Origin of the sequence: Streptomyces sp. NPDC014623 (assembly GCF_043088245.1) — a bacterium.
In the GTDB taxonomy this organism is placed as follows: domain Bacteria; phylum Actinomycetota; class Actinomycetes; order Streptomycetales; family Streptomycetaceae; genus Streptomyces.
In genome coordinates this window covers 129,650-146,691 of the sequence record NZ_JBIBZU010000005.1, presented here as the reverse complement: position 1 = coordinate 146,691, position 17,042 = coordinate 129,650, and the positions used below count along the sequence as shown (strand labels likewise).

Annotated in this window: 18 protein-coding genes and 1 pseudogene; 11 read left to right on the top strand and 8 right to left on the bottom strand. The window is 71.1% G+C overall.

Features of this window, described 5'->3' with window-relative positions:
* Nucleotides 1-34: 34 nt before the first annotated feature.
* A complete protein-coding gene (locus ACF1FZ_RS11170) occupies nucleotides 35-1,189 on the bottom strand; it encodes a Gfo/Idh/MocA family protein (RefSeq protein ID WP_391773093.1) in 1,155 nt (384 codons plus the stop codon).
* A 104-nt stretch (nucleotides 1,190-1,293) separates the two neighbouring features.
* Entirely contained in the window at nucleotides 1,294-2,268 is a 975-nt protein-coding gene (locus tag ACF1FZ_RS11165) for an acetylxylan esterase (protein WP_391773092.1), read from the bottom strand.
* Between the two features lie 128 nt (nucleotides 2,269-2,396).
* Here ACF1FZ_RS11165 and ACF1FZ_RS11160 point away from each other — a divergent pair.
* A pseudogene (locus ACF1FZ_RS11160) lies at nucleotides 2,397-2,669 on the top strand (DUF2087 domain-containing protein); the annotation flags it as partial.
* 100 nt (nucleotides 2,670-2,769) lie between these two features.
* Here the strand turns inward: ACF1FZ_RS11160 and ACF1FZ_RS11155 are convergent.
* Nucleotides 2,770-3,594 (bottom strand): aldo/keto reductase, encoded by an 825-nt coding sequence (locus ACF1FZ_RS11155; RefSeq protein ID WP_391773091.1) that lies wholly within the window; start codon nucleotides 3,592-3,594, stop codon nucleotides 2,770-2,772.
* 407 nt (nucleotides 3,595-4,001) lie between these two features.
* Between ACF1FZ_RS11155 and ACF1FZ_RS11150 the strand changes: the two genes are divergently transcribed.
* From ACF1FZ_RS11150 to ACF1FZ_RS11110, 9 genes are all read left to right on the top strand, one after another.
* On the top strand, nucleotides 4,002-5,303 hold the full coding sequence (locus tag ACF1FZ_RS11150; RefSeq protein WP_391773090.1) for an alpha/beta fold hydrolase: 1,302 nt from the start codon (nucleotides 4,002-4,004) through the stop codon (nucleotides 5,301-5,303).
* A 360-nt stretch (nucleotides 5,304-5,663) separates the two neighbouring features.
* Nucleotides 5,664-6,395, top strand: a complete 732-nt coding sequence (locus ACF1FZ_RS11145) for a PIG-L deacetylase family protein (RefSeq protein ID WP_391773089.1) — start codon at nucleotides 5,664-5,666, stop codon at nucleotides 6,393-6,395.
* A 99-nt stretch (nucleotides 6,396-6,494) separates the two neighbouring features.
* Complete coding sequence (locus ACF1FZ_RS11140; protein WP_391773088.1) at nucleotides 6,495-7,094, top strand: helix-turn-helix domain-containing protein; 600 nt, start codon at nucleotides 6,495-6,497, stop codon at nucleotides 7,092-7,094.
* A 101-nt stretch (nucleotides 7,095-7,195) separates the two neighbouring features.
* A complete protein-coding gene (locus ACF1FZ_RS11135) occupies nucleotides 7,196-8,164 on the top strand; it encodes an NADPH:quinone oxidoreductase family protein (protein WP_391773087.1) in 969 nt (322 codons plus the stop codon).
* Nucleotides 8,161-9,351, top strand: coding sequence for an acyl-CoA dehydrogenase family protein (locus tag ACF1FZ_RS11130; RefSeq protein ID WP_391773086.1), 1,191 nt, complete (start codon nucleotides 8,161-8,163; stop codon nucleotides 9,349-9,351). The genes ACF1FZ_RS11135 and ACF1FZ_RS11130 overlap by 4 nt, the downstream gene beginning before the upstream one ends.
* Nucleotides 9,348-10,469, top strand: coding sequence for an acyl-CoA dehydrogenase family protein (locus tag ACF1FZ_RS11125; protein ID WP_391773085.1), 1,122 nt, complete (start codon nucleotides 9,348-9,350; stop codon nucleotides 10,467-10,469). The genes ACF1FZ_RS11130 and ACF1FZ_RS11125 overlap by 4 nt, the downstream gene beginning before the upstream one ends.
* Nucleotides 10,470-10,685: 216 nt before the next feature.
* Nucleotides 10,686-11,576: a phosphatidylinositol-specific phospholipase C/glycerophosphodiester phosphodiesterase family protein gene (locus tag ACF1FZ_RS11120; protein ID WP_391773084.1), complete on the top strand. Its 891-nt coding sequence runs from the start codon at nucleotides 10,686-10,688 to the stop codon at nucleotides 11,574-11,576.
* A gap of 136 nt (nucleotides 11,577-11,712) precedes the next feature.
* Nucleotides 11,713-11,907 carry a hypothetical protein gene (locus ACF1FZ_RS11115; RefSeq protein ID WP_391773083.1) on the top strand — a complete coding sequence of 65 codons (195 nt, stop codon included), beginning with the start codon at nucleotides 11,713-11,715 and terminating at the stop codon, nucleotides 11,905-11,907.
* Nucleotides 11,908-12,069: 162 nt separating this feature from the next.
* Nucleotides 12,070-12,819 carry a hypothetical protein gene (locus tag ACF1FZ_RS11110; RefSeq protein WP_391773082.1) on the top strand — a complete coding sequence of 250 codons (750 nt, stop codon included), beginning with the start codon at nucleotides 12,070-12,072 and terminating at the stop codon, nucleotides 12,817-12,819.
* A 7-nt stretch (nucleotides 12,820-12,826) separates the two neighbouring features.
* Here ACF1FZ_RS11110 and ACF1FZ_RS11105 read toward each other — a convergent pair whose 3' ends face one another.
* On the bottom strand, nucleotides 12,827-13,441 hold the full coding sequence (locus ACF1FZ_RS11105; RefSeq protein ID WP_391773081.1) for an endonuclease: 615 nt from the start codon (nucleotides 13,439-13,441) through the stop codon (nucleotides 12,827-12,829).
* Nucleotides 13,438-13,620, bottom strand: a complete 183-nt coding sequence (locus ACF1FZ_RS11100; protein WP_391773080.1) for a DUF6480 family protein — start codon at nucleotides 13,618-13,620, stop codon at nucleotides 13,438-13,440. The genes ACF1FZ_RS11105 and ACF1FZ_RS11100 overlap by 4 nt, the downstream gene beginning before the upstream one ends.
* Before the next feature lie 126 nt (nucleotides 13,621-13,746).
* Between ACF1FZ_RS11100 and ACF1FZ_RS11095 the strand changes: the two genes are divergently transcribed.
* Complete coding sequence (locus ACF1FZ_RS11095; protein WP_391773079.1) at nucleotides 13,747-14,985, top strand: aromatic acid exporter family protein; 1,239 nt, start codon at nucleotides 13,747-13,749, stop codon at nucleotides 14,983-14,985.
* A gap of 6 nt (nucleotides 14,986-14,991) precedes the next feature.
* On the opposite strand, the gene ACF1FZ_RS11090 is transcribed toward ACF1FZ_RS11095, so the two are convergent.
* From ACF1FZ_RS11090 to ACF1FZ_RS11080, 3 genes are read right to left on the bottom strand one after another with little or no spacing between them, the layout of a single operon-like run.
* Nucleotides 14,992-15,219, bottom strand: coding sequence for a CDGSH iron-sulfur domain-containing protein (locus ACF1FZ_RS11090; protein WP_391773078.1), 228 nt, complete (start codon nucleotides 15,217-15,219; stop codon nucleotides 14,992-14,994).
* Nucleotides 15,203-15,904, bottom strand: a complete 702-nt coding sequence (locus ACF1FZ_RS11085) for a HemK2/MTQ2 family protein methyltransferase (RefSeq protein WP_391773077.1) — start codon at nucleotides 15,902-15,904, stop codon at nucleotides 15,203-15,205. Before ACF1FZ_RS11085 ends, ACF1FZ_RS11090 begins: the two co-directional genes overlap by 17 nt.
* 50 nt (nucleotides 15,905-15,954) lie before the next feature.
* Nucleotides 15,955-16,917: an iron-containing redox enzyme family protein gene (locus ACF1FZ_RS11080; RefSeq protein WP_391773076.1), complete on the bottom strand. Its 963-nt coding sequence runs from the start codon at nucleotides 16,915-16,917 to the stop codon at nucleotides 15,955-15,957.
* Nucleotides 16,918-17,042 lie beyond the last annotated feature (125 nt).

Genomic DNA, 17,042 nt, shown 5'->3' with positions numbered 1-17,042 from the left:
GTCCCGTGCCGGTGGACGAGTTCCACCGGCACGGTCACGCCGGGACCTCTGCGGGCCGCTCGGGCGCCCAGCCGGAAGCGTTGCCGTGCAGCGCGCCGTAGTACGGATCACCGGGTCCGATCTCACCCGCGCGTACGGTGCCCCCGGTGAAGGCCGCCTTGTACAGAGCGGTCACCAGCTCGAGACTCTTGCGGCCGTCCACGCCACTGCTCCGCGGCCTGCGTCCGGCGCGCAGGTCCTCCAGCAGGCCCTTGAGCTGCGCCTCGTGCGAACTCGGCACGTCCGGTCCGAAGTCCCGCCAGGCGGCTGCCTCTTCGGAGGTGACTCCGGGCGCCGGTGTGATCCGCCAGTCCGCATTGCGATGCCCGTACAGGTGGGTGAGCTCGACCGTCGCGCGTTCGCAGTCGATCCGGATCCGGCTGACCTCGTCCGGACTGAGCACGCTGTTCACGACGGTGGCCATCGCGCCGTTCTCGAAGCGGATGAGCGCGGTGGAGATGTCCTCCGTCTCCACGTCGTGCACCAGGCGCCCTGCCATCGCGCGGATCTCCGCCCACGGCCCCAGCAGATCGAGCAGCAGGTCCATCTGGTGGATGCCGTGGCCCATCGCGGGCCCACCGCCCTCACTGCTCCAACTGCCGCGCCAGGGGGCGGAATAGTACGCCTCGTCCCGGTACCAGGTGGTCTGACAGTGAGCCACCAGTGGCCGGCCCATGGATCGGTCGGCGAGCAGCCTCCTGACGTGCCGGGAGCCCGATCCGAAGCGGTGCTGGAACACGATCGCCGCGTACGGGCCGTTCTGCCGAGGCCCTTCCTCCGCCTCGATGGCGTCGAAGTCCTCCAGTGACGGGCAGGGGGGCTTCTCGCACCACACCCATGCCCCGGCGCGCAGCGCGGCCACGGTCTGATCGCGGTGGAACCGGGGCGGGGTGGCGAGGGTCACCAGGTGAGGGCGCTGTTCGGCGAGCATCCGGTCGAGGTCGGTGTACGGATGGGCGATCCCCGCACCGGCGCAGAACGCCTCGACCGCCGCCGCGTCGACGTCGACCGCGGCGACGATCTCCAGCTGCTGCCCGGCGGCGAGTGCGGTCAGCGCGGGCAGATGGCTGCCGTGCGCGATCGCACCCGTGCCGACGATCGCGACCCGCACCGGTTCGTGAGGCGAAGGATGGCTGGTCGTGACGAACACCCCTTCAGGCGGAGATGCGGGCGCCTGCCGGACAGCAAGCGCTTTCTCCCCAGGAAACCTAGGCTCCGCGCACGAGGCGGGTCAAGAGGTCCGAGGCGTGGGTGTCAGGCCTTCAGCAGCCGTGGGAGCCACGTGAGCTGAACCGCATGCTGGAACGGGCCGCCGCCCTCGTGGTCGTTGAAGTCGTACACCTCGATCTGCTTGTCGGTGTGCGCGTACGCGTTGAACGCGGCGAACACCGTGGAGGGCGGGCAGGTGAGGTCCTCCATGGCCACGGAGAACAGGGCCGGCACCCGCCCCCGGGCGGCGAAGTGGACCCCGTCGAAGTAGGCGAGTGTCCTGCCGGCCTGTTCGGCTCTGCCGCGGTGCGTCTTGAGGTAGTCGCTGATCTCGCGGTACGGATTGCGGTCGGTCACCCGGGTCGCCCGGGGGAAGTCGCAGAGGAACGGCACGTCCGGTGCGACGGCCGCCAGGTCGGGGACCAGCCCGGCGACCGCGAGGGCGAGGCCGCCGCCCTGGCTCGCGCCGATCGCGGCGGTACGGGCAGCGTCGGCCAGCGGGTGCGAGCGGGCCGCCTCCACCGCGCGTACCGCGTCCGTGATCACCCTGCGGTAGTAGTACGTGGCAGGGTCCTCGATGCCCCGGGTCATGAATCCGGGCACCGAGGGGCCTGAACCCACAGGGTCGGCGGTGTCGCCCGGCGCCCAGACGCTGCCCTGGCCCCGGGTGTCCATCACGAAGTGGGCCATGCCGGCCGACGCCCAGAGCAGATGCGCGTGGGGCAGGCTCCGCCCCCCGCCGTAGCCGATGAACTCCACGACCACCGGCAGGGGTTCGGTGGTTCCGGCCGGTATCACGAACCAGCCCTTGACGGGATGGCCACCGAAGCCGGTGAACGTCACGTCGTACACGTCGACCGTGACGAGGCCGAGGTCGTCACGCAGTTCGAAGCGGGCGTCCAGTTCGCGGGTTCCGGCCTCCTCGAGCGTGGCCGACCAGAACGCGTCGAAGTCCGCGGGCTCCACCGATCGGCTGCGGTAGGCGCGCAGTTCATCGAGAGGAAGATCGAACAGGGTCATGCGGGGCCGCCTCATGTCGCTGGGTGAATGAATGGTCATACCGTACGGCGGTCAGCCCGAACGTCAACAAGTTCTCGGATCGCGGAAAACGCGTTGCCCGTCAGGCCGGCTGCTGCGAGGCTGCCGCCATGTCCGATACGGAGGCCCGAGATCCGTGCGGGGTGGCCGCACTCCTCTCGGGTGGACGCCTGACGGCGGTCCCCCGGAAACCCGCCCGCCGCGAGCAGTTGCTGCTGCACCTCGCGCACACGCTTTTCGAGCGCGACCGTATCCACACGGAGCGCGAGGTCAACGACGCGCTGCTCACCGTGCACGAGGACTGCTCGGCCCTGCGCAGCCCTCCCGTGGTCGCCGGCCTGCTGGAGCGGCCCCTGGACGGCAGCAGCTACCGGCGCGGCCGCCGGGCGGCGAACCGCCTTCACGCATCGGACCCGGACAGGCGCTCTTCGCGTCTGTCCGGGTCCGATGCGTGAAGGCCCGCGAACGGGCCGGCGGGGCGGTTCAGCCGAGGGTGTCGGGGTCGGGTCCCGTGCGCATGCCGCGGTCCAGACCCGCGATCACGTCCATGTCGGAAGCCGAGAGCTCGAAGTCGAAGACGTCGATATTCTGCCGGATGCGTGCGGGCGTGACCGATTTCGGGATCACGACATTGCCGAGCTGGAGGTGCCAGCGCAGAACCACCTGCGCCGGAGTCTTCCCATGGTGTCCGGCGAGGGAGAGCAGTGATTCGTCGTCCAGCAGCGCGCCCTGCGCCAGCGGGCTCCAGGCCTCGGTGGCGATACCGTGCCGCGCGTGCACGGCGCGCAGCTCGCTCTGCTGGAGTCCGGGGTGGAGCTCGATCTGGTTGACCGCCGGGACGAGGGAACTCTCCTCCCGCAGGCGGCGCAGGTGCCCGGGCTGGAAGTTGGAGACACCGGCGGCCCGGATCCGGCCGTCGGCCAGCAGCTTCTCCAGTGCGCGCCAGGTGTCGACGTAGAGGTCACGCGCCGGGGCGGGCCAGTGGATGAGGTAGAGGTCCACGTGGTCGAGGCCGAGCTCGGTCAGGCTCGCGTCGAAGGCGGCGAGCGTGGAGGCGTAGCCCTGGTCCGCGTTCCAGAGCTTCGTCGTGACGAACAGCTCCTCGCGGGCGAGGCCCGACTCGGCCAGCGCCCGCCCCACGCCTGCTTCGTTGCCGTACACGGCGGCGGTGTCGATGGAGCGGTAGCCCGCCTCCAGTGCGGTGGTGACCGCGGCGGTGGTCTCGTCGTCGGGTACCTGGAAGACACCGAAGCCGAGCTGCGGAATCGTGACGCCGTTGTGGAGGGTGACGGTGGGGACCGTTGGCATGGTGGTACCTCTCGTGGTGCGGGATCAAGCTGGCGTGCGATGGTTAGCGGCGTAGTCAATAATTGCATACGCGGGCTAATTGTAGGAGATGGAGAAGTCGGCAGGGCTTTCCGAGGATCCGTGAGCGAGTCGGACCGCGTCTCCTCGCACCCACCTCCCACGTGTCCGGGCCCACCGGCCGACGTGGCGCCTCATAGGGCTTCGCCGTGGTCCGTGCGCCGGAGCGGACCGCCCGGGGCGCCGGTCTCCCCGGACGGGGGCCGCACGTCCTCCGAGCGGGCCCACCAGGCCGAGCAGATCATGAGTGCACGGTAGGAACCGCCGGGGAGGGGCGCACACGGGCCGCGACCGAGCGGGTCACGGTGATGTGCTGGACTGTCCGGGAAACACCGGATACAGGAGTGCTCTTGAACAGCTATCGCCAGCCCGGCATCGTCCTCACCGACCGACGGTTCACGGTCCCCCTCGACCACGACGATCCGGACGGCGGGACGATCGAGATCTTCGGCCGTGAAGCCGTGGCGAGCGAGAGGGCCGCCGAGAGGCTGCCGTGGCTGCTCTACCTCGAAGGCGGGCCCGGCTTCGGGGCCCGCCGCTTCGTCGGTACGGAGGCATGGCTGGGGCGCGCGGTGCGTGAGTTCCGTGTGCTGCTCCTGGACCAGCGCGGCACCGGTCTTTCCACCCCGGCCAACCGGCAGACCCTGCCGACGCGCGGCGGCCCGTACGAGCAGGCCGACTACCTGGCCCACTTCCGCGCCGACAGCATCGTCCGCGACTGCGAGCTCATCCGTTCCCGGCTCACCGGTGGCGCGCCCTGGACCGTCCTGGGGCAGTCGTTCGGCGGCTTCTGTGCGGTCCGTTACCTGTCGGCCGCACCGGAAGGGCTCGAGGCCGTCCTGATCACCGGCGGCCTGCCCTCACTGGATGCGCATGCCGACGACATCTACCGGGCCGGGTACCCGCGGGTCGAGCGGAAGGTCGCCGCGCACTACGCCCGCTATCCGCAGGACGTCGCGCGTGCCCGCGCGATCGCCGCGTACCTCGCCGAGCACCGCCCGGACAGTGCCGGGCACACGTTGACGCCTGAGGGCTTCCAGTCGCTCGGCATCATGCTGGGCACGGGCAACGGCAGTCACCAGCTGCACTACCTTCTGGAGAACGCGTTCGTCGAAGGGCCGCGCGGGGCCGAACTGTCCGACGCCTTCCAGGAGGCCATGCGCACCGCCACCTCGTTCGCCGGGCACCCGCTGTACGCCCTGATGCACGAGGCGATCTACGGCCAGGGCATGCGGCCCACCGGCTGGGCGGCCGAACGCGTGCGTGCCGAGTTTCCGCAGTTCGACGCCTCCGCCGCGCTGGCGGACGACCGCCCCGTGCTCTTCACGGGTGAGAGCATCCATCCTTGGCACTTCGACGTCGATCCCGCGCTGCGTCCCCTGCGCGAGACGGCGGAGCTGCTCGCCGCCCGCACCGACTGGCCCGTCCTCTACGACGCCGGGCGGCTCGCGGCCAACGAGGTTCCGGTGGCTGCCGCCGTCTATCACGACGACATGTACGTGGACACCGGCCACGCGCTGCGTACCGCGTCCTCGATCCGTGGCCTGCGGACCTGGGTGACCAGTGAGTACGAGCACGACGGCGTGCGCGCGGGCGGCCCCCGCGTGCTGGACCGGCTGCTCGCCCTCGTGCGGGACGAGAGCGACCGCTAGCCGTGTTGATCACGAGCGCTGTCGACCGTTGCCGGGTCTGACCAGAACGAAGACCTCCGATGCGGTGGAGCTGCCCAGGACCGCACCGCATCGGAGGTCTTCGTGTCTCACCGTGGTGCCCGCCTGGCTGTGCACGGCAGGCGGATCCTGGTCCAGCGTGTCCGAGCCGGGCGTCCGGTGCGGCGTCCGGCCCGGACGCCGGGCGCCGCGGCGGACGGGGCCCTGCTCGGCCCGGCGCCCCGGGCCGGTGACACCTCTGTGCGGTTCCAGGAGCCCGGCCGGCCGTACGACGCAGCTCCTCGCCCCGCCCGCTTCCGGAATGCGCACATCCGCCTCGATCCGCCGGATAGCCTGCCGGGCATGACACAGCAGCTGGAACCCATGCCTGCGGACTGGCACCGTGCGCTGGCGGTGGTCGCCCACCCCGACGACCTGGAGTACGGCTGCGCCGCCGCCGTGGCCGGCTGGACCGACGAGGGGCGCGAGATCACCTACCTCCTGGTGAGCCGCGGCGAGGCCGGGATCGACACGCTCGCCCCCGACGAATGCGCTCCGCTGCGGGAGCGGGAACAGCGGGCGAGCGCCGCGGCCGTAGGTGTGGCGGCCGTGGAGTTCCTCGGGCACCAGGACGGTGTCATCGAGTACGGTACGGCTCTGCGCCGCGACATCGCCGCGGCGATCCGCCGCCACCGGCCCGAACTGCTCATCACCCTCAACCACCGCGACACCTGGGGCGGCGTCGCGTGGAACACCCCGGACCACCGCGCGGTCGGCCGGGCCACCCTGGACGCCGCGGGCGACGCGGGAAACCGCTGGATCTTCCCCGAGCTCGGGGAACAGGGTCTCGAGCCGTGGGACGGGGTGCGCTGGGTCGCCGTGGCGGGCACCGACCGGCCCACCCACGCGGTCGACGCCGCACCGGGGTTCGAGCGTTCCGTCCAGTCGCTGCTGGCCCACCGCACCTACATCGAAGTGCTGACGGACGAGGACCCGGAGGTGTACTGCCGTACGTTCCTCACCGGCACCACCGAGGCGGCCGCCGAGCGTTTCGGTGGCCGTCCCGCCGTCACCTTCGAGGTCTTCACCCGCTGAGAGCGGAAGCAGCTGCCAGGCCGGCCGCCGCACCGGTTCCGTCACGTACCGCTCGGTGCCTGATTGACAAACCGGATTGCTGATTCTGCAATGGTCGGCATGAAGGAACAGAACCAGGACGACGCCGGACTCGACGCTGTGCTCACCGGTGTCGGCCCACGTCTGCGGCGGCTGCGCAAGGACCGGGGTGTGACGCTCGCAGGGCTCTCCGGAGCCACCGGGATCTCCGTCTCCACCCTCTCCCGCCTCGAATCCGGCGGGCGGCGCCCCAGCCTGGAGCTGCTGCTCCTCATCGCCCGGGCCCATGAGGTGCCGCTCGACGATCTCGTCGGGGCACCGCCGGTCGGCGATCCGCGGGTCAAGGCCAAGCCGATCGTGCACGGGGCGAAGACCTCCCTGCCGCTCACCGCCCGGCCGGGAGGACTCCAGGCCTACAAGGTCATACAGGAGGCGTCCTGCACCGAGGCGCCCGAGCAACGCACTCACGAGGGATACGAGTGGTTGTACGTGCTCAACGGCCGGCTGCGGCTCAAGCTCGCCGAGCACGATCTGATCCTGGCCCCCGGAGAGGCCGCCGAATTCGACACCAGGCTCCCGCACTGGTTCGGCCCCGCAGGCGACGAGCCGGTCGAGTTCCTCAGTCTGTTCGGGCCTCAGGGGGAACGGATGCACGTCAGGGCCAGGCCGAAGCGTTCCTGAGCGAGCCGGGGACGTCCGGTGCGAGGCTTCCCAGACGGGCAAGCGACCGCTTAGTATGCGCCGGAGCAGTGGTAATGCCGACAGTGTTGTGGAGGCCCTTCATGCAGGCATGGCGAGTGCACCGTAACGGCGAGCCGAGCGAGGTGATGGAGCTCGAGGAGACGGAACGGCCGGCCCCCGGGAGCGGGCAGGTGCTGCTCAAGGTGCGCGCGGCGAACATCAACTTCCCCGACGCCCTGCTCTGCCGTGGCCAGTACCAGGTGAGGCCCCCGCTGCCTTTCACTCCCGGCGTGGAGATCTGTGGCGAGACGGAGGACGGGCGCAGGGTGCTCGCCACTCCCGCCCTGCCGGAGGGCGGGTTCGCCGAGTACGTGGCCGTGGACGAGGCGGCCCTGCTGCCGGCCCCCGAGGCCCTGGACGACGCGGAGGCCGCCGCTCTGCACATCGGGTACCAGACCGGCTGGTTCGGTCTGCACCGGCGCGCGCGTCTGCGGGCCGGTGAGACCCTGCTGGTACACGCGGCAGCAGGCGGTGTCGGCAGCGCGGCCGTGCAGCTCGGCAAAGCCGCCGGTGCCACCGTCATCGGGGTCGCCGGTGGCCCCGAGAAGGCCTCGATCGCCCGCGAGCTGGGCTGCGACCTGGTCATCGACCGCAGGAGCGAGGACATCGTCGCGGTGGTGAAGGAGGCCACCGGTGGGCGTGGCGCGGACGTCGTCTACGACCCGGTCGGCGGAGACGCCTACGCCAAGTCCGTCAAGTGCATCGCCTTCGAGGGCAGGGTCGTCGTCGTCGGTTTCGCGAGCGGCTCGATCCCCGCACCCGGCCTCAACCACGCCCTGGTGAAGAACTACTCGATCGTCGGACTCCACTGGGGTCTGTACAACACCAAGGACCCCGCTGCTGTCCGGGCCTGCCATGACGAGCTCACCGAGCTCGCGGCCCGGGGCGTCGTCAAGCCGTTGATCAGTGAGCGTGTCCCCATGGCCGAAGCGGCCCGAGCCGTCCAGCGGGTCGCCGACGGCACCAGCACCGGCCGCGTCGTCGTCCTGCCGTCTGGAGGCACCCGATGAGCACCGTCATCGACGCGGCACGGATCCGCCGCCTCACCCAGGAACTGCTGGCAGCCCACCCGCCGGCCACCACCGGCCGCACCGACTTCCTCGAGGCGCGCTTCGACGCGGGCCTGGCGTGGGTGCACTACCCCGTCGGACTCGGCGGACTGGACGCGCCGCGTTCCCTGCAGCCCGTCGTGGACACCGAACTCGCCGCCGCCGGAGCGCCCGACAACGATCCGCGCCGTATCGGCATCGGCCTCGGCATGGCAGCTCCCACGATCCTCGGTTACGGCACCGAGGAGCAGAAGCGGCGCTTCCTGCGTCCGCTGTGGGTGGGCGAGGAGGTGTGGTGCCAGCTCTTCAGCGAGCCCGGCGCCGGATCCGACCTCGCCGCGCTGGGGACACGCGCGGTCAGGGACGGCGAGCACTGGGTGGTCGACGGGCAGAAAGTCTGGACGTCCAGCGCCCATGTGGCCCGCTGGGCGATCCTGATCGCCCGTACCGACCCGGACGTCCCCAAGCACCGCGGCATCAGCTACTTCATCTGCGACATGACCGACCCGGGTGTCGAGGTGCGGCCGCTGCGCCAGATCACCGGCGAGGCCGAGTTCAACGAGGTCTTCCTCACCGGCGTACGCATCCCGGACAGCAGGCGCCTCGGTCCGGTCGGTGACGGCTGGAAGGTCGCCCAGACCACCCTGATGAACGAGCGCGTCTCCATCGGCGGATCCCGGATCCCCCGCGAGGGCGGCATGATCGGCACCGTCGCGAAGACCTGGCGCGAACAGCCGGCCCTGCGCACCCATGACCTCCACCAGCGGCTGCTCACGCTGTGGGTCGAGGCCGAGGTCGCCAGGCTCACCGGTGAACGGCTGCGTCAGCAGCTCGTCGCCGGGCAGCCCGGCCCCGAAGGCTCCGGCATGAAGCTGGCCTTCGCCCGCCTCAATCAGGAGATCAGCGGGCTCGAGGTCGAACTCCTGGGCGATGAAGGGCTGTTGTACAGCGACTGGACCATGCGCCGCCCGGAGCTCGTCGACTTCACCGGACGCGACGCCGGCTATCGCTATCTGCGGTCCAAGGGCAATTCCATCGAGGGCGGTACGAGCGAGGTCCTGCTCAACATCGTCGCGGAGCGTGTCCTCGGTCTGCCCGTCGAGCCGCGTAACGACAAGGACGTCGCCTGGAAGGATCTCGCCCGATGACCGCACAGACCGAAGCCGTACAGGCACCCGACCTGCTCTATTCGGAGGCCGAGGAGGACCTGCGGTCCGCCGTGCGTTCGCTGCTGGCCGACCGGGCGGACGCACCGGCGGTGATTGCCGCAACCGAGTCCGGCACATCGTACGACCTGCGGCTGTGGGAGTCGTTGGCTGTCGGGATCGGGGCAGCCGGGCTGCTGGTCCCGGAGAAGTTCGGCGGTCAGGGCGCCACGCACCGCGAGGCCGCCGTGGTCCTCGAGGAACTCGGCCGCAGCGTCGCTCCGGCGCCTTACCTGACGAGTTCCGTCGTCGCGACAGAGGTCCTTCTCGCGCTGGGCGACGACGACGGACCGGCCGCCGCTCTCCTCGGTGAGCTGGCGGCGGGCCGCAAGGTCGCCGTGCTCGCCCTGCCGTTCGCGAAGCACTCCGCAGACGGAGCCGCAGCGATGACCGGCACCCTGGAGCGGACCGTGACCGGCGTCGCCGAGGCGGCGGCGGCGGACGTGCTGCTGGTGCCCACGGCGGAGGGCCTGCACGCGGTGGAGACCGGCGGGGGCGGGGTCGCCGTCCAACCGCTCGTACCGCTCGACCTGACCCGTCCGCTCGCCACGGTCACCCTGACCGGGGTCACCGGCACCCGGCTCGCCGAGGCCGCACCCGCGGCCGCGGCCGTGAGCAGAGGCCTGCTGGCCGGTGCGGGACTGCTGGCGTCCGAGCAACTCGGACTGGCCGAATGGTGCCTGACCGAGACCGTCCGGCACACCCGTGAACGCCATCAGTTCAACCGGCCGGTGGGCTCGTTCCAGTCACTCAAACACCGGATGGCCCAGCTCTGGCTGGAGGTCGTCTCGGCGCGTGCCGCCGCCCGCAACGCCGCGGACGCCCTGGCGACCGGCAGCCCGGAGGCCCCGCTCGCGGTGGCCGTGGCGCAGGCGTACTGCTCCGAGGTCGCGGTGCACGCGGCGGAGGAATGCGTGCAGCTGCACGGCGGGATCGGAATGACCTGGGAGCACCCCGCACACCTGTATCTGAAGCGGGCCAAGGCGGACTCGATCGCGTACGGCACCGCGGGACGGCACCGCGGGACCGTGGCCGGCCTGGTGGAGCTGCCCGCTCCGTGAGGCGGTGACGGCGGGGCACGTGGTCACACGTGCCCCGCCGTCACGCCCGGGGGCCTCCACGGCTGCGGGCGGGGGAACAGCAGGCACAGCGCAGCCGACGCGCGGACGACGGAAATTCCAACTCTTGGCAGGTGCCTGCCTTCGGGTGGATCCGGGCCTCCATACTCGTGGCGTCCCTCCGCCCGCTCTGCCCGCCCCCGTTTCAGGGAGACCCCCATGGCACACCTGGCCCGTCGCAGAGTTGTCACCACCGCCCTCGCCGCCGCCACCGCAGGCGCCCTCATCCCCGCCCAGGCAGCCGAGGCGACACCCACCGCGACCGGGCGCCCCCGTGGCCCCCGCCCGCTGCCCCGGGCCCACGCGCACAACGACTACCTGCACCCGCGACCTCTCCACGACGCGCTCGCGCACGGCTTCACCAGCGTCGAGGCGGACATCTTTCTCGTCGGGGGCGAACTGCTCGTCGCCCACGAGGCCGGGAGTCTTGACCCCGCGCGCACCCTCGTCTCCCTCTACCTCGACCCCTTGCTGGCCAGGGTCCGCGCCAACCACGGTCGTGTCCACGCCGGACACCACGCTCCGCTGCAACTGCTGATCGACATCAAGACCGACGGCGCCGCCACCTACCTCGTACTCGACCGGACACTCCGCCGCTACCGTCACATCCTCACCGGCTCGGTCCACGGCCGCGTCCGTACCGGCGCGGTCACTCCGGTCATCTCGGGGGACCGGGCCGCCCGTGTGCCGATGGAGGCGCAGGCCACCCGGTACGCCTTCTACGACGGCCGGCCGGAGGACCTCGGCACCGCGGCTCCCGCCTCCTTCATCCCGCTCATCAGCGGCAACTGGGCGACGAACTTCAGCTGGAAGGGGGCCGGGCCCTTTCCCGCCGCCGAACGGGACAGGCTGCGCACCCTCGTCCTGGCCGCCCACGCGCGAGGACAACGGGTCCGCTTCTGGGGCACCCCCGACGTTGCGGGTCCGGAGCGCGAGGCCGTGTGGACCGAACTCGTGGCCGCGGGCGTCGACCATCTCAACACCGATGATCTGGCCGGGCTCGAAACCTTCCTCCGCCGACGCGGGCCCGACAGCCGCCGCAGCGGCTGAACGGCACCGGCCCCCGCGTCCGGTCACCGTGCGTCAACACCCGTTCGGCGGGCACGCCAGTGCGCCGAACAGCCTCTCCGTTGCGCCACACTGGCGGCCGAATGCCGCAAATCCGGCGCGGCGGAGGAGGTTGGCCATGGCCATTTCGATCTCGGTGATCCTGCTCCTGCTGTTTCTCGCAGTGGTCTTCCTGCGGAACGGCGGGCTCAAGGTCTCACATGCGATCGTCTGCGGCCTGCTGGGATTCCTTCTCGCGGGTACGAGCATGGCTCCCACCATCCACGAGGGGATCACGGCCACCGCGAACGTCGTCAGCGGTCTGCGGCCCTGACTCCCGCGAACCGTCCGGGTGGGGGAGAATGGCGACCAGATCGTGGCAGAGTGCCTTAGGAGCCCGCACGGGGCGGTACCGTCGCCCGAGGGCCCCTGCGCGCGCTTCGTCGACCTGGCTTGGACCTGACAGTTCCTGGCCACGCACCTGGAGACCGCAGCAATGTCATTCCCGCCCCCCGGACGACACTCGGGCGCAGCTCACCACGAGTACTGCAACAACGCCCTGTGCTGCCGCTGCCAGCAGCGGCAGTGGACGACGAAGCTCGGGGACGAACGCCTCTGCGGCCCGTGTGCCGCATGCTGCCGTGACTGCGGCCGGGCCCCCGCGCCCCATCTGGACGGACTCGACGACGGGCTCTGCGCGGAATGCCGGGGCCGGTGCGGGCGATGTCAGCAAGTGCTGCCCGCCGAGGGCCCCTGCACCTGCCGCAAGTGGCGCGAGCGAGCGGGCGGCGACCCGGTCGCCTACATCCTTCAGGCCCTTCCGCAACCGCTGGTCCAGGCCCTCGGCCACCGACATCCCCGCACCGTGCACGACCTGATCCACCGGGAGCTCGCCCGGCGCACCCCCGACCAGCTCCTGGAGCGGCTCGAGCGCCGGTGGAACGTCCGCTGGTCCCACGCCCTCCATGAGAAGGACGAGGACGGCCGGCGCCGCTGGGCGCCGCAGGAGATCGCCGAAGCGCTCGTGAGTCCCGGCCGCTGTGCGAACCCCCAGTGCGAGGACGGTTACCTCGTCACGACCGACACGCCGTGCGGCCGGTGTCTGCGGCCCACCCACCGCTTCGTCACGTCGGTGGCCGACCGGACGGCGACCTCGGACCACGCCCGCGCGGCCGCGGCACAGATCCGGCGTGCGCTGGTGGAAGGCCGCTCCACCAAGCCGGGCAAGCGGCGGCCGTCGGGCTGAGCAGGACTCAGCCCTTGTCCAGCGCGCCTCGTACCAGAGCCGCTGCGAGGACAGCCGGGTCCCTGCCCTCCGCCAGCCGGAGGAGTTCGTCCGGCGCGGTGGGCAGGCCGAGCTGTTCGGCGCCCTGGAGCGCCTTCGCGTCGAGATAGGGCGCCGTCTCCGGCCACACCGTCTGCACCTCGCGGAGGAAGATGTCGGCACCCGCCGGCCCGATGCCGGGAAAGCGGCGAAGCCCTGTGCTCAGGACCTCCCTGTCACCGCCGGCTTCCCCGCGCAGACGTCGCAGGTCCCCGCCGTACGCGTCGAGCAGGAGCAGGGCGCCGTCCTCGAGCTGGGTCGCCGTCCGTTCGTCGTAGCGGCGGTAGCCTCCCTCGCCCAGTGCGTCGACGCGTTCCTGCCACGATGCGCCGGCCATACGGCGCGGCGTGCGCAACCGGTGCGAGAAGAGGGCCCGTGCCGCGGCCACCGCGACCTGGGCGCGGATGCGCGCACTCAGCAGATGGCTCAGGACGAGAAGCTGGTACAAGGGCTGAGGGGTATCACGCAACCGGATGCCGGCCTCGGCCGCATAGGTCCTCCCATGGCGCTCCAGCAACTCGGCGAGAATCTCGCGCGCCCTCACGTGAACCCGAAGATGCGTGCGATGAAGTACCCCGCGACGATCAGTGAGCCCAGCAGCACCAGGGCCGCCCAGAAGACGGGGTGCTCCCAGATCCCTCCGTCGGGGCGCTCGACGTGTGCTTCGCTTATGCAGCCCTCGGCGGGGGGCGTCTCCCCCGGGGGCGTGAGTGAGATAGCCATACCTCCACCTTCCCTCCAAGACGCCAGGACCGCGAGGCCGATGCCGGAGGGGCAGGTGTACGTCCGTACGGAGTCCGACCGGTCCCGGAAGCACTGAGGGACCGATGTTCGGGGCACCGTCAAGGAATGCCTGCAGTTTCCGCGCCCGAACCCGTCGTCAAACTCGTCCAGCGCACCACCGAGCCGACCGCGGCCCAGGTCCTTCGGTCGACGGCAGCGGCCGTCATCGCCTTCGCGGTGGCCCAGTCGGTCCTGCCCGCCCCGCATCCCGCCCCGCTCACCGCACCCCTGACCGCCCTCCTGGTGGTGCAGGTCACTCTCTACGCCACGCTCACCACCGGGATCCGGCGTGTGAACGCCGTCGTCGTCGGAGTCCTGATCGCCAGCGGATTCAGTTCGCTGGTGGGCTTGAGCTGGTGGAGTCTAGGACTGACGATCTTCACGTCCCTGCTGATCGGGCGGCTGGTGCGGGTCAACGAGTTCGTGCCCGAGGTGGCCATCAGCGCGATGCTGGTCCTCGGCGTCTCGCAGGTGGCCGACACCGCCTGGGAGCGCGTGCTGGAAACCCTGATCGGCGCAGGGGTCGGCCTGCTCTTCAACCTGTTGCTGGCGCCTCCCGTCTGGGTGGAGTCGGCGGGCGTCTCCATCGGTGGCCTGGGGGACCGGATGGGCAAGATGTTCCGGGCGCTGGGGGAGGAGATCGGCGGCAGCCACTCCGTACGGGAGGCCGCCGCGCGCCTCCATGAAGCCCGGCGCCTGGACCACGACATCGTGGAGGTCGACGCGTCCCTGCGGCAGGCCGAGGAGAGTCTGATGCTCAACCCGCGCGTCAGGCAGGGACTGCTCCACCGCGTCGTCCTGCGGACCGGGCTCGACACCCTGGAGATCTGCGCCGTGGTGCTGCGCGTCCTGACCCGGACCCTGACCGACCTGGCCAAGGCGCGCACCGGCGAAGCGCTCTTCCCCGACGACGTGGCCAGGGGCCTCCGGGAACTGTTCGGGCACATGTCCGACGCCGTCGAGGGGTTCGCGTTGATGATCACCACGCCGATGGCCGAGAGCGGCGAGGAGGCCGAGGAGCGCCTGGCCGACGCGCTCGCCCGGAGTCGTACGACACGCGACCGGGTGGCGAATCTGCTGCTCGAGGACGTCCAGGAACACCCGAGGCAGTGGCAGCTGCACGGCGCACTGCTCGCGGAGGTCGACCGCATCCTCGACGAACTCGACATCGACAAGCGTACGGAGCGCCTGGCCGAGGAACTGGACCGCAGTTCGGCCGAGGCGCACGAACGCCGCCCGCGGCTGCGCGCGATGGCCCGCCGGTTGCGCGGGGTGACGCCGGCGCGGCCGCGGGACGGCGATTGAGCTACGTCAGTCCGCCGGGTCGCGGGGCTCCTCGCGGGGCCGCGTACGCCGTCGGTGACTGGTGTCGCACCACGGGTACATCCGGCTGCGACGGCACATGCAGACGGCCACGACGAACCGGTCGGAGACGGCCACGCTGCCGTCCGCGCAGGTGACCTCCACGGGGCCTTCGACCAGAAGGGGCCCCTCGTCGCCGAGGGTGATCCGGCAAGGGTGCTCAGGCTTGTTCGGCACGGATGACCACCAGCTCCTCCGTCATGTCCCCCTCGCTCACCAGCCCCGTCTCACGCAGCCAGGACAGTCTGGAGCGCAGCACGGGCCCGAGAGGCACGAAGGCGCGGTCGGCCACACGGGCCTGCAGGCCGGCGTCCGTCAGACGCCGCACGGTCACCTCGCTGTCGCAGAGACCGGAATGCACCAGGAGGAGACGGCCCCCGGGCCGCAGCGCGGCCGGAGCGGTCTCACAGATCCGGTCGAGCACCGCCCTGCCGTCCCGCCCGGCCTCCCAGGCCCGCGCAGCACCACGCACGGGGAGGCCGGCCTTGGGCGACGGCACGTAGGGCGGGTTGCAGATCACCAGGTCGTAGGACCGGCCGGGCAGGGCGGTGAGGAGATCGCTTCGCTGTACGGTGATGCGCCGGCGATGCAGCAGCGCGTTGAGCCGGGCGGTCATCAGGGCCCGCCACGCGACGTCCACGGCCGTCACCCGTGCACCCAGTTGCGCCGCGTGCAGAGCGAGGGCGCCGCTGCCCGTGCCGACATCGAGGACCTCGGTGCCCGGGCCGATGGTTTCCCGGTTCAGCGCGGACATGAGCAGGCGGGTGTCGTGCTGGGGTGCGTACACCCCGGGGAGGGTCAGGAAACGGGCACCAGGGGTCTTCTCGGTGTTCTGGGTGTTCTCGGCCATGTCTGCGGACATCTTCGACTCCATTCGTTGCTTCGCCGAGGGGTGTGGATCAGGACGGTGCCTCAAGCCCGCCAGCCCGCGAGCAACCGGTCTTCGAGCCGGTCCTCGAGAAACGAGGTGGCTGTGATACCGAACGCGATGTCGGCCGCCAGCTCCGGTTCGTCCTCGAGCAGACCGCCGATCACGTCGCGGCGCACCACCTGCTCGTGCACCGCGTCCGCCTCGACGTGCTCGGTGTAGAAGAACTCCGCCGCGGGGCCCGCTCCCGTGCGCTTCATGGCCTGGGCGAGACGTCGCGAAGCGGGGGAGGAAGTGATCTCGACAGCGGCGAAGTGGCCCACCAGCGCTCCGCGCAGCCGACGGTGCAGGCCGAACAGGGACATCTGGTTCACCAGGGCCAGCATCTGCGCGCAGCCCTCGTCCAGATAGCGGCCGTACGTGGTGTCGAGGCCCAGATCGGTCATGAGGTCGGCGAACAACTGGGCGTGGACGCGGTCCGGGTGGCCCGCACCGAATTCGTCGTACTCGATCGCCGCCATGCCGGCCTTGGCGCGCCCCCTGAGCCGGGGCAGCACCCAGGCGTGAGGATCGGCCTCCTTGAGGTGGTAGAGCGAACGCTGCACGGCGTAGTCGCGCAGGTGACGGAGCTCGCCCTGATCCTGCAGGAACCAGGAGAGGCCAGTACCGCGGACCGGCTCCAGGAGCAGACCGTCCAGGATCTCGTCCAGGCCCGCCGTCCCCGTGGCGTCACGCCGCAGAGCTGCCAGGAAGCGGTCCTCCAGCGCGGCGCGGACGGCGAGCAGGGGCGGATCCCACTCCAGTTCGGGGCGTACCCCGGCGAACCCCCGGTAGTGCAGCTCGTAACAGATGTACAGGGCGAGCTGCAGATCGTCGCCGTAGGGCTCGGCAGTCCGGGCGGCATCCGGGTCCGGCAGGGTGCCGCCGTTTCGCAGGTGATCGATCACCCCTGCGGAGAGCATTCCGCGTGCGCGCGGAAGAGAGGGGTCTGTGAGGTGACGTGACATGGGTTTCCTCCTGCCCCGGCATGCCCCGGAGTCACATGGACAACCGTGATCGACTGTACGCCGGACGCTCGCAACCGGCCCCTCCTCGACGGCGGCCCCAGGCGCCGCCCACCTGCGAGCCTTCT

What these genes read in the sequence shown, in the direction of transcription:
- ACF1FZ_RS11135 (WP_391773087.1), top strand. Translation starts at nt 7,196, where the DNA reads ATGCAGGCATGGCGAGTGCACCGTAACGGCGAGCCGAGCGAGGTGATG.
- ACF1FZ_RS11120 (WP_391773084.1), top strand. Translation starts at nt 10,686, where the DNA reads ATGGCACACCTGGCCCGTCGCAGAGTTGTCACCACCGCCCTCGCCGCC.
- ACF1FZ_RS11155 (WP_391773091.1), bottom strand. Translation starts at nt 3,594, where the DNA reads ATGCCAACGGTCCCCACCGTCACCCTCCACAACGGCGTCACGATTCCG.
- ACF1FZ_RS11115 (WP_391773083.1), top strand. Translation starts at nt 11,713, where the DNA reads ATGGCCATTTCGATCTCGGTGATCCTGCTCCTGCTGTTTCTCGCAGTG.
- ACF1FZ_RS11110 (WP_391773082.1), top strand. Translation starts at nt 12,070, where the DNA reads ATGTCATTCCCGCCCCCCGGACGACACTCGGGCGCAGCTCACCACGAG.
- ACF1FZ_RS11085 (WP_391773077.1), bottom strand. Translation starts at nt 15,904, where the DNA reads ATGTCCGCAGACATGGCCGAGAACACCCAGAACACCGAGAAGACCCCT.
- ACF1FZ_RS11145 (WP_391773089.1), top strand. Translation starts at nt 5,664, where the DNA reads ATGACACAGCAGCTGGAACCCATGCCTGCGGACTGGCACCGTGCGCTG.
- ACF1FZ_RS11125 (WP_391773085.1), top strand. Translation starts at nt 9,348, where the DNA reads ATGACCGCACAGACCGAAGCCGTACAGGCACCCGACCTGCTCTATTCG.
- ACF1FZ_RS11100 (WP_391773080.1), bottom strand. Translation starts at nt 13,620, where the DNA reads ATGGCTATCTCACTCACGCCCCCGGGGGAGACGCCCCCCGCCGAGGGC.
- ACF1FZ_RS11140 (WP_391773088.1), top strand. Translation starts at nt 6,495, where the DNA reads ATGAAGGAACAGAACCAGGACGACGCCGGACTCGACGCTGTGCTCACC.
- ACF1FZ_RS11165 (WP_391773092.1), bottom strand. Translation starts at nt 2,268, where the DNA reads ATGACCCTGTTCGATCTTCCTCTCGATGAACTGCGCGCCTACCGCAGC.
- ACF1FZ_RS11130 (WP_391773086.1), top strand. Translation starts at nt 8,161, where the DNA reads ATGAGCACCGTCATCGACGCGGCACGGATCCGCCGCCTCACCCAGGAA.
- ACF1FZ_RS11080 (WP_391773076.1), bottom strand. Translation starts at nt 16,917, where the DNA reads ATGTCACGTCACCTCACAGACCCCTCTCTTCCGCGCGCACGCGGAATG.
- ACF1FZ_RS11095 (WP_391773079.1), top strand. Translation starts at nt 13,747, where the DNA reads ATGCCTGCAGTTTCCGCGCCCGAACCCGTCGTCAAACTCGTCCAGCGC.